The following is a 10,296-nucleotide window of genomic DNA, read 5'->3' as shown; positions in this document are numbered from 1 at the left end:
GGTCACGGACGTGGCGGCGGGCCAGGGACCGGATCCGGCACGCGGCGAGCCGGCTCCGGTCCTGCCGGCAGGTCTGAATGGCGAGGCACGGACGCTGGTGACGATGGGGGCAAGGCGCGCGGCAGACTATCAAGACGAAACCTACGCAAGGGAGTATGTCGAGCGGCTCAAGCCGTTCATCGCTCTTGCCGAATCCGTGGGAGATGCCGGACAGCAACTCCTTGCGGAGCTCGCCCGGCAGCTTGCTTTGGGAATGACCTATGAAGATCCCGTGCGGGTCGCCGAACTGAAGATCCGCGGCACCCGTTTCGAGCGCGTCCACGCGGAAATCGGCGCCCATCCCGGCCAGGTCATCGAGATTGTTGAATTCATGCACCCCCGCCTCGAAGAGATCGCCGATACCATGCCGGCAGCGCTCGGGCGCTGGATGCTGCGCAACAGGACTGTCAAGGCGCTGTTGATGCGACTCACGTCACGCGGACGCAAGGTGCGCACGACCTCCTTGCGCGGATTCCTGCTGCTCTATGGCCTTGCTTCGCTCAAGGCGTTCCGGCGCGGCTCGCTGCGCCATCAACGCGAGATGCGCTTCCTGGATGAATGGCTGGAAGCCGTCCGCCGCGCGGCCGGCATCGACGTCTCCCTCGCGACCGAATTCGCCCGCTTGCGCAACCTCGTCAAGGGATATGGCGACACCTGCGAGCGGGGACATGCAAAGTATCGGGCGATAACCACTTTCATGTCCGGGAAACTGCATCATCCATCGGCGGCCGCGCAGCTGACGGGTCTCATTGCCGCGGCCGGGAAAGACGAGGATGGCGCGGCGCTCCGCGCGGAGATCACCCGATTGGACACCCTGAACGGCGGCGAGCGAGTGGATGCCGGCATGCAAGACAGTCCCGTGCTGCAGGCTGGCTGAACTCCTCGTTCAATCGACGATATAGGCCGCCGAGCCGGTCGCAATCTGCTCGCCGGTGTCGTTGACGAGCTCCATGTGAACCACGGCAACACGGCCACCGAGTCTGACGACCCGGCCGGTGGCCACAAAATACTTGCCGCGGCCCGGCCGCAGGTAATCGACGCGCAGGTCGATCGTGCCGATGTTGGGGAATTGCGCCACGGTCGACAAGTCGGGCTTGGCGGCGAGCGACGCAAGGGCAATGGCGAGGCCGCCGACCACGTCGAGGGTCGCCGAAATCACGCCGCCATGCAGGATCTGGCGCACGGGATTTCCGACCAGTTCCGGCCGCATGTCGAACCTCAGTCGCGGCGCTTCGGTATCGAGCGATTCGATCCGCAGCCCAAGCACGCGATTGAACGGGATCATTTGCTCGAAGGCGCGCCCGACCGCCGCCTCGATGCCTTCGATGTCGCGCCGTTCGCCCATATCGATGACCTCCGTCCAGGGCTCCTCTCGCCCGTGCACGGATCAAGGATCGATTCCCCCGCCCGCGCGCCCATCGTGTAGCGCGATTCGGCATGGCCTGACTTGATCCAGGGCAGCGCAAGCGCCGCACTCAGTTGCCCATGAATACCGGCTTCTGCCTGGCGACGAACGCCTCGTATGCGCGCTCATAATCCCTTGTCTGCATGCAGATCGCCTGCGCCTGGGCTTCGGCCTCGATGGCCTCATCGACGCCCATGTTCCATTCCTGGTGGATGCATTACTTGGTCATGGCGTTGGCAAACGTCGGCCCTTCGGAAAGCGTCCTCGCCATCGCCTGCGCCTCTGCCAGCACGGCGTCGGGCTCGGAGATCTTGTTGTAGAAGCCCCAGCGTTCGGCCTCGGCGCCGTCCATGGCGCGGCCCGTGTACAGCAGCTCTGACGCACGGCCCGCGCCGATGATGCGGGGAAGCATGTTGCATGCGCCCATGTCGGCGCCGGCAAGGCCGACGCGCACGAACAGGAAGGCCACCTTGCTGCGCGCGGTGCCGAAGCGCAAGTCGGAGGCCATCGCCAGGATCGCCGGCGCCGGCGCAAATGCCGTCGATGGCGGCCACGATCGGCTGCGGGCAGGCCCGCATCGCCTTGACCAGGTCGCCGGTCATGCGGGTGAAGGCGAGCAGCCCCGCCATGTCGTCCTTGCGCTGCATCTCGACCAGCGGGCCGATGATCTCGTGCACGTCGCCGCCGGAGCAGAAATTGCCGCCGGCCCCCGTGATGACGATGTTGGTTATGTCGCTGCAGTAGGCCAGATTGCGGAACGTGTCGCGCAGCTCGGCGTAGGACTCGAGCGTCAACGGATTCTTGCGCTCCGGCCGGTTGAGGGTGATCGTCGCGACCTTGCCGTCCCGATGCCACTGGAAATGCCGCGGCGCGAAGTTCGAATAGTCGAGCCCGACGGGGTTGAAGCGGGCGGCTGTTGCCAGTGCGGTAATGCGGGGCATCCTTGTCTAGATGAGCTGAGAAGAGTCGATGGCGGGCGGCAAATCTCCTTCAGCCGGCGAAGGTGAGACCGCCGCTGACGCTCAGCACCTGAGCCGTCACGTAGCTCGACTTCGGCCCGGCGAAGAACAGGATGGCGTCGGCAATCTCCTGCGGCTTGCCAAGCCGCCGGAAGGCGATGGCCCGAACGAAGGCATCCTTGAGCTTGTCGGAACGGGTATCGAGCAACGGCGTGTCGGTCGGCCCCGGACACACGCAGTTGACGCAAACACCCTGCCTCGCAACTTCGCGGGCGAGCGATTTGGTGAAAGCGATCATGCCGCCCTTCGCCGCCGCATAGGCCGTCTCGCCGGTCGAACCGACACGTCCGGCGTCGCTCGCCACGTTGACGATATGGGCGTTGCCGGCGGCGATGATCGACGGCAGCAGCGCTTGAGTGAGGTGCAGCGAGCCGGTCAGATTGCCGGCGATGACCCTGTCGAGGTAATCGGGCGGTGTTTCGACGAAGGGATGGACCGCGCTGAATCCGGCAGCATTGACCAGAATGTCGATCCTGGGATGCCGCCCGGTGACGGCCGCCGCGCAGCGGCGCACCGATGCGCTGTCGGTGAGGTCGATCGGCTCATACTCGACGTCGAGATTGCAGCGGCGCGCTTCCTCGGCGAGCGCCCGGCCCGCCGACTCGTTGATATCAGCGCAAATCACCCGTGCGCCGTTGCGCGCCAGCTCCATGACGGTCGCCTTGCCGATGCCCGACGCGCCGCCGGTCACCAGTGCAATCTTGCCCTCGAACTCCATGTCGTCCTCCTCCTGCCGTTGGTCAGACCCGCGCGCCGGCGATGAAAGCGCTGACGCGCTGACGCGTCTCGGCGTCGGTCTGAAACTCGCGTGTCAATTCCAGTTCGTCGCCATATCCGCCGCGGCCGGGTACCGCCGCGGATGCCATGCAACGCTCTGCCGCCGCGAGCGCAGCTGACGGCAGGGCGGCGATGCGGCTGGCGATCTCGATCACGCGGTCCGCCAGCTCTGCTCGCGGAAAAGCCCATTGCACGAGGCCGAGGCGCTCGGCCGTAACCCCGTCGACGGCTTCCGCACCGAGTATCAATCGATTGGCAAGACCGCGGCCGACAAGCCGGGTCAGCCGCTGCGTGCCGCCGCCGCCGGGAATCAAGCCGAGTTGCACCTCGGGCAGGCCGAGCTTCGCTTCGGCGGCAGCGATGCGCAGGTCACAGGCGAGCGCGAGCTCGAAGCCGCCGCCGAGAGCGGCGCCTCCGATTTCGGCGAGCGTGACCTGCGGCAACGCCTCGATGCGCGCATAAAGACGCTGGATCGAGGCGACGTAGGCGTAAGTGCGGTCGGGACCGTCGGCTGCCTCGAAGCGGACGCGCATCTCCTTGAGGTCGGCGCCGGCACAGAATACTTTCTGATCGGAACGAAGGTGCAACACCTTCCAGTCATCCCGCGCTTCGATTCGCGCAATCTCCCGCGACAGTCCCGATATCCAGGCATCGCTCAGTGCGTTGACGGGGGGCGAGCTCAAGGTCAGCGTTGCGATCTGACCGGCCACCGAGGTGCGGAACATGGTGATCTCCGTCAGCACCCGAGCGTTCCCGGACTGCTCTGCGGCACCAGCGCGCGACGCGCGCCCGTTTCGATCCGCAACGAAAGCTGCCGCGCGACAGGCAGCTGGTCAAACCGCTTCTCAAGTCCAACGGTTTCCAGCGCGGCCGTCATATCAGCGCCCGCTCAGTTCGTACGCCGACGGGGCACTTCGTCGAGACGCGCGTCATGGGTATCGAAATGATCCGAGAGCCAGTCATCGAGGCGCGTCGCGAGATCGTTCCGCCGCTCTTCCTCGTTCCGATCGAATTCGGCGATCAAGGTCCTGATATCGTCGAGCAGCCGCTCGTAGTCCTCTCGATGTTCCGGGAGCAAGTCGAAGCCACGCTCGCGCATGTAGCGCTCCTCCCGGACGAAATGCTCGGTGATCGCGTTGATCAACCCCCCGAAGAACATCGCAACGGCCTGCGGATCCTCCTCCACCATCAGCTGGTCATAGAGCCGGTTGATCCGATCGACGAGCGCCCTGTGCTCATCGTCAACGGACTTGGCTCCGACACTGTAGTCGTCCCTCCACGGCACCAGGATCATGACCATTCTCCTCAATACGAGTTCGTCAGTATCGACGAGCGGCAAGTGGCGGCCATTGGCGGAAGGATAATCGGCCGGCTACCGCGCGGTCTTTGACCGAAGTCAACGGCCGGTCGTGCAGAGCCGCTGCAATCGCCGGCTTCGCGCATCAAGGACAATTCGACCCCCGGTCAAGCCCGCCGACCGTCGTCGGCGTTACCTGTCGCCGCCGTTGGCCATTCCATTGTGGTCGCGCAGCATGAAACGCTGGATCTTCCCGGTTGCGGTCTTCGGCAGACTGTCCACGAACTCGATCCAGCGCGGATACTTCCACGGCCCGATGCTGCGCTTCACATGCACCTTGAGCTCTTCATACAGCGCCCGGCCGACGTCCTGATCCCAGCCTTCCCTTAGCACCACGAAGGCCTTCGGCTTGATCAGATTGTTGTCGTCCTCGGCGGGCACGACGGCGGCTTCGAGGACGCCCGGATGGGTTGTCAGGGCGTCCTCGATCTCGAACGGAGACACCCAGATTCCGCTGACCTTGAACATGTCATCGGTACGTCCGCAGTAGGTGTACACCCCGTCCGGCCGCCGTTTATACTTGTCGCCGGTGCGGGTCCATTCGCCCATGAAGGTGCGGCGCGACTTCTCACGCTGATTCCAGTACCCGGCGGCAGATGACTCGCCCTTGACGAGCAGCTCGCCCATCTCGTTGTCGGCGACGTCCTGCGAATTTTCGTCAACCAGCCTGAGCTTGAAACCGTCGACCGGCACGCCCGACGTTCCGTATTCGACCGCGTCGGGAAGATTGGTCAGGAACAGATGGCCTATCTCCGTCGAGCCGACTCCATTGACGATGTCGAGGCCGAACCGTTGCTTCCAGGATGTTCCGACATGTGCGGGCAGCGGCTCACCGGCCGAAAAGCAGAGCCGCAGCTGATCCGACATGTTCTCCGGCTTGCATTCGGAATCGGCAAGAATGGCCGCGTAAAGTGTCGGCACGGCAAAGAACATGGTCGGCTGATAGGCCCGCAGCATCTCGAACACGGTCTGCGGCGTCGGCCTCTCGGGGTAGAACACCGACGTTGCCCCTACCCACATCGGACAGATCATGGCGTTGCCGAGACCGTAGGCGAAGAACAGCTTGGCGGCGGAGAAGACCACGTCTTTCTCGCGATAGCCGATGCGCTGCTGGCCCGCGCTCTGCGCCATGATTCTCGGGCTCGAGTGCACGTGCATGACGCCCTTCGGCATTCCGGTCGTGCCTGACGAATACAGCCAGTAGGCGACCTCATCGGCCACTGTCCTGGCAGGCGCCGAACCTTCATTCTCGGCGGCAAGAAGCGAGTCCAGCCGCGGCAACGATGCCGGCCCGCCGCCGACCACGACTATTCCCTTTAGACCCGGCAGATCGCTGGCTGCTTCCTGGACATCCGGCAACAGGGCCGCCGAAACGAAAACCGCCTTGGAGCGAGAATCCTCAAAAAGGTAACGATACTGGTCCACCGTCAGACGCGTGTTGACGAGGACCGGGATGACGCCGGCGCGGATGGCTCCCCAGAACAGGATGGGAAAGTCGACGGTGTCGAGAAGAACCAGCGCGATCCTGCTTTCCGGCTCGATGCCCATGCGCGCCAGCATCGGGCCGATACGCGCCGCCGAATCCCGCAGTTCGCCATAGGTCAGATTTCGCGACGGATCGATGAAGGCGACCTTGTCGCCGCGACCTTCCGCAACATGACGATCGACGAAGTCGACCGCGGCATTGTAGTCGCGAAGCGCTGTCATGGGCGTCGCCCGGTATTTGATCGTTGTTCAAGCCTAGCCCGGCAGGCGAAAGCAGTTCCTTGACTTCAGTCAGGTCGAAGCGAACGCCGCGCCGTCGTCGCGATGCGATCTTGATTTTTGTCATGGAAGCGCGATGGCGGGCGGCGCAACCTCCCGTTCTCGATCAGAGGTCCCACGATGCATGCACCCGGGTCAGAGCCGAAGAAGCGCCTTCTCAGATTGAGGCTGAACGGACGGTGGCGCGAGGACGCCGTGTCCGAGACGGATTTCCTGGTCGACTATCTGCGCGAGGTCGTGCATCTCACGGGAACGAAGACCGGCTGTGATGGCGGCGAATGCGGCGCATGCACCGTGCTGGTGGACGGCGAGGCGATCCTTTCCTGCATCACGCTTGCGGTACGCTGCGAAGGACGCAGCGTGGAGACGATCGAGGCACTCGCAACGCAGGGGCGCCTCAGCCGCCTGCAGCAGGCGTTTCACGAGAAACTCGGCGCGCAATGCGGCTTCTGCACGCCGGGCATGATCATGGCGTCGGAAGCGCTGCTGCGCCGGAATCCGGCGCCGACCGACGACGACATACGTGCAGCGCTGTCGGGAAATCTCTGCCGCTGCACGGGCTACGTGAAGATCATCGAGTCCGTGCAGGCCGCCTCGGAGGCATCTCATGACCGCTGACGCCGCCACCGCCCGCAGCTCCACTCGCCGCGGCGTTCCCCTAATCGACGGCATCGAGAAGGTCACCGGACGGGCGCGCTACACCGCCGATCTCGATCACGCCGATGCCCTCGTCGGGCGCATCCTGCGCAGCCCCGTGAGCCACGGTGAGATTGTTGCGCTCGATGTGTCGAGGGCGCGCGCGCTCGAGGGTGTCATCGCGGTGATCACCGGCGATGATTGTCCGTTCACCTATGGCGTGCTTCCCATTGCCATGAACGAGTATCCGTTGGCGCGAGGACGCGTGCGTTATCGCGGTGAGCCGGTGGCTGCGGTCGCGGCAATCGATGCGCAGACCGCCGAACGTGCCCTTGGATTGATCGATCTGAAGATCGGGGAGTTCCCCGCCTATTACGATTCCGAGGCCGCCCGGACCGAGGACGCGGTGCTGCTGCACGACAACAAACCGGGCAATGTCGAGCGCGAGGTCCATCATCAATTCGGCGACGTCGAGCTCGGCTTTGCCGCCGCCGATCTCGTGCGCAAAGAGACGTTCTCCTGTGCCGAGATCAACCATGCGCAGATCGAGCCGCATGCAAGCCTGGCCGAATTCGATCCGCTGAGCGGCCGTCTCACCGTGCAAACCGTGTCACAGGTCGGCTACTACCTGCACCTGATGCTGGCGCGATGTCTCGACATGGACACGTCGCAGATCAGGGTGATCAAGCCCTTCATCGGCGGCGGCTTCGGCGCCCGCGTCGAAGCGCTGAACTTCGAGATCGTCACCGCACTGCTCGCCCGTGCCGCTGCCGGTAAGGTGTTGATGAAGCTCAGCCGCGAAGAGACCTTCATCACCCACCGCGCCCGTCCCCATACCGATATCCGGCTTAAGCTGGGGATGACCAGGCAGGGGCGCATGACCGCAGCGGAATTGACGGTCGTGCAACGGGGCGGCGCTTACGCCGGTTACGGCATCATCACCATTCTCTATGCCGGTTCGCTGTTGCACGGCATCTACGACATACCCGCCGTCAAGTATGACGGATACCGCGTCTACACCAATCTGCCGCCCTGCGGCGCCATGCGCGGACACGGTTCGGTCGACACCCGCCACGCGTTCGAATGCCTGGTCGACCGCATGGCACGGGAGCTCGGGCTGGATCCGTTCGCGGTTCGTCGCGCCAATCTGCTGCGCGCGCCGACCCGCACCCTCAATGACCTGATGATCAACAGCTATGGTCTTGCCGAATGCCTCGATCGCGTCGAGCAAGCGAGCCGTTGGAAGGAACGCATCGGAAAATTGCCTCCCGGCAAGGGCCTCGGGATGGCCTGCTCGCATTATGTCAGCGGCGCGGCCAAGCCGATCCATTTCACCGGCGAGCCGCATGCGGTGGTCCATCTCAAGCTAGACTTCGATGGCGGGGTGACGGCGCTCACCGGCGCCGCCGATATCGGTCAGGGCTCGTCCACCATGGTCGCGATCGCAGTGGCCGAGACGCTGGATATTTCGCTCGATCGGGTGCGCGTCATCGCCGCCGACACGGCCATCACCCCCAAGGACAACGGCGCTTACTCGTCGCGCATCACGTTCATGGTTGGCAACGCGGCGATCGACGCCGCCCGCAAGCTGAAGGCGCTGCTCATTGCCACCGCGGCGCGGAAGCTCGAAGCCCGCCCCGAAGACGTCGAATGCGCCAAGGGGACCTTTTGCGTGGGCTCCGGCAACCAGTCGAAATTGCCATTCGCCGAGGTCGTGGCGGCCGCGCTGGTCGATGAAGGCGCTATCACGGTCAAGGGGGCGTTCACTTGCCCGCCGGAGGCCCAGGGCGGCAAGCACCGCGGCGGCGCGGTCGGCTCCACCATGGGCTTCAGCTATGCAGCAGAGGTCGTTGAAGTCAGCGTCGACGAGGCGACGGGCCTCGTCACCGTCGAAAAGGTCTGGGTGGCGCTCGACTGCGGCCGCGCCATCAATCCGCTCGCTGTCGAAGGACAGATGCAGGGATCGGTCTGGATGGGCATGGGTCAGGCCCTCTGCGAGGAAACCAGATATCTCGACGGCCTGCCGGCTCACGCCAGCATGCTCGAATACCGCATGCCGACCATCATGGATTCTCCGTCGATCGAGACGCACATCGTCGAAAGCCATGATCCCTATGGACCGTTGGGGGCCAAGGAGGCGAGCGAAGGCGCGCTGGCCGGCTTTGCGCCGGCGCTGGTCAACGCCGTCGCCAACGCGATCGGCATCGATCTCAACGAACTGCCGGCGACACCCGATCGGGTCATGGATGCACTGATCGAACGCCGGCGGCGCGCGCGGCTTGCCGCCACCCGCAAGGTGGCATCATGAGCACCGTGCTGCCGATGTTCCGATTGGCCGCACCTCGCACTGTGAGTGAGGCGATCGCCGCCTGCGACGGTCATCCGAACAGCCGCTTCGTTGCCGGCGGAACCGACTTGCTGGTCAACATGCGCCGCGGCATCCACGAGCCGGACCTGCTGATCGATCTCTCCGGCATCGACGAATTGGCTGCAATCCAGGTCGGCGATGACGGCATCACGATCGGTGCGGGCGTGACCATCGCCGCTCTCGCCGCGCACGACGTCATCACTGCCCGCTATCGCGCGCTGGCGCAGGCGGCCGCAGCCATCGCGGCACCCGGTCATCGCAACATGGGAACCGTCGGAGGCAACCTGTGCCTCGACACGCGCTGCATCTACTACAATCAAAGTGAATGGTGGCGCAGCGCAAACGCCTATTGTCTGAAGCGCCATGGAGACACCTGTCATGTCGCTCCGCAGGGACAACGATGCCACGCCGCCTACTGCGGCGACCTTGCGCCGGCCTTGCTCGCACTCGGCGCCGAGATCGACATTTCGAGCGTACGAGGCAAGCGCCGGATCTTCCTCAGCCAGCTCTATATCGAGGACGGCAAGGCGCATCTCGCCTTGGCCGACGGCGAGCTCATCACCGCGGTGCGTCTGCCGGCAGACCCGCCTCCATCCGCTTACGCAAAGATACGCACCCGCGCCGCCATCGATTTTCCGCTGGCAGGCGTGGCGGTAGCGCTCGCGACTTGCGGAGACAGCATCGCATCTCTTCGCCTGGCTCTGACCGGCACTAATTCGCGGCCGTTCCTCCTCGCGGGCACCGAAGCCTTTTCGGGCCGGCCCATCGACGACGAGCTGTTGCGCGAGGTGGATCGGCTGGTGCAGAGACAGGTTCAACCCATGCGTACCACGCTCGCGTCGGCAAACTATCGCCGGCTCGCAGCCGCTGCACTGGCGAAGCGGTTGATCACGACACTTCGGCCCGCAAGCTCGGTTTGAACTTTCGAGAC

The 10,296-nt window shown here is 64.6% G+C and carries 9 protein-coding genes and 1 pseudogene; 4 read left to right on the top strand and 6 right to left on the bottom strand.

Features of this window, described 5'->3' with window-relative positions:
• Window positions 1–916 (top strand): DUF6537 domain-containing protein (locus ACT4OC_RS04990; RefSeq protein WP_444837860.1); only part of this gene is annotated, 916 nt, incomplete at its 5' end.
• A 9-nt stretch (window positions 917–925) separates the two neighbouring features.
• Here ACT4OC_RS04990 and ACT4OC_RS04985 read toward each other — a convergent pair.
• The 6 genes and pseudogenes from ACT4OC_RS04985 to ACT4OC_RS04960 form a co-directional block, all read right to left on the bottom strand.
• A complete protein-coding gene (locus ACT4OC_RS04985) occupies window positions 926–1,384 on the bottom strand; it encodes a thioesterase family protein (RefSeq protein ID WP_444837859.1) in 459 nt (152 codons plus the stop codon).
• A gap of 130 nt (window positions 1,385–1,514) precedes the next feature.
• Window positions 1,515–2,385: pseudogene (locus ACT4OC_RS04980) on the bottom strand (enoyl-CoA hydratase family protein).
• Window positions 2,386–2,434: 49 nt separating this feature from the next.
• Window positions 2,435–3,181 carry an SDR family NAD(P)-dependent oxidoreductase gene (locus ACT4OC_RS04975; RefSeq protein WP_444837858.1) on the bottom strand — a complete coding sequence of 249 codons (747 nt, stop codon included), beginning with the start codon at window positions 3,179–3,181 and terminating at the stop codon, window positions 2,435–2,437.
• A 22-nt stretch (window positions 3,182–3,203) separates the two neighbouring features.
• On the bottom strand, window positions 3,204–3,983 hold the full coding sequence (locus ACT4OC_RS04970; RefSeq protein ID WP_444837857.1) for an enoyl-CoA hydratase/isomerase family protein: 780 nt from the start codon (window positions 3,981–3,983) through the stop codon (window positions 3,204–3,206).
• A 146-nt stretch (window positions 3,984–4,129) separates the two neighbouring features.
• Window positions 4,130–4,534: a bacteriohemerythrin gene (locus ACT4OC_RS04965; protein WP_444837856.1), complete on the bottom strand. Its 405-nt coding sequence runs from the start codon at window positions 4,532–4,534 to the stop codon at window positions 4,130–4,132.
• A gap of 195 nt (window positions 4,535–4,729) precedes the next feature.
• Window positions 4,730–6,304 (bottom strand): benzoate-CoA ligase family protein, encoded by a 1,575-nt coding sequence (locus tag ACT4OC_RS04960; protein WP_444837855.1) that lies wholly within the window; start codon window positions 6,302–6,304, stop codon window positions 4,730–4,732.
• Window positions 6,305–6,481: 177 nt separating this feature from the next.
• Between ACT4OC_RS04960 and hcrC the strand changes: the two genes are divergently transcribed.
• From hcrC to hcrB, 3 genes are read left to right on the top strand one after another with little or no spacing between them, the layout of a single operon-like run.
• Window positions 6,482–6,979, top strand: coding sequence for a 4-hydroxybenzoyl-CoA reductase subunit gamma (hcrC, locus tag ACT4OC_RS04955; protein ID WP_444837854.1), 498 nt, complete (start codon window positions 6,482–6,484; stop codon window positions 6,977–6,979).
• A complete protein-coding gene (gene hcrA, locus ACT4OC_RS04950; RefSeq protein ID WP_444837853.1) occupies window positions 6,969–9,305 on the top strand; it encodes a 4-hydroxybenzoyl-CoA reductase subunit alpha in 2,337 nt (778 codons plus the stop codon). The genes hcrC and hcrA overlap by 11 nt, the downstream gene beginning before the upstream one ends.
• Entirely contained in the window at window positions 9,302–10,285 is a 984-nt protein-coding gene (hcrB, locus tag ACT4OC_RS04945) for a 4-hydroxybenzoyl-CoA reductase subunit beta (RefSeq protein ID WP_444837852.1), read from the top strand. Before hcrA ends, hcrB begins: the two co-directional genes overlap by 4 nt.
• Window positions 10,286–10,296 lie beyond the last annotated feature (11 nt).

It is taken from the genome of Bradyrhizobium sp. (assembly GCF_052389815.1).
In the GTDB taxonomy this organism is placed as follows: domain Bacteria; phylum Pseudomonadota; class Alphaproteobacteria; order Rhizobiales; family Xanthobacteraceae; genus Bradyrhizobium.
Note: the sequence above shows the minus strand (reverse complement) of the source record. Positions and strands in the feature narration are given on the sequence as shown.

Bases quoted from the DNA above. Each gene is read 5' to 3' on its own strand.
- ACT4OC_RS04975 (WP_444837858.1), bottom strand. From the start codon at position 3,181: ATGGAGTTCGAGGGCAAGATTGCACTGGTGACCGGCGGCGCGTCGGGC.
- ACT4OC_RS04960 (WP_444837855.1), bottom strand. From the start codon at position 6,304: ATGACAGCGCTTCGCGACTACAATGCCGCGGTCGACTTCGTCGATCGT.
- ACT4OC_RS04985 (WP_444837859.1), bottom strand. From the start codon at position 1,384: ATGGGCGAACGGCGCGACATCGAAGGCATCGAGGCGGCGGTCGGGCGC.
- ACT4OC_RS04965 (WP_444837856.1), bottom strand. From the start codon at position 4,534: ATGATCCTGGTGCCGTGGAGGGACGACTACAGTGTCGGAGCCAAGTCC.
- hcrC (WP_444837854.1), top strand. From the start codon at position 6,482: ATGCATGCACCCGGGTCAGAGCCGAAGAAGCGCCTTCTCAGATTGAGG.
- hcrA (WP_444837853.1), top strand. From the start codon at position 6,969: ATGACCGCTGACGCCGCCACCGCCCGCAGCTCCACTCGCCGCGGCGTT.
- hcrB (WP_444837852.1), top strand. From the start codon at position 9,302: ATGAGCACCGTGCTGCCGATGTTCCGATTGGCCGCACCTCGCACTGTG.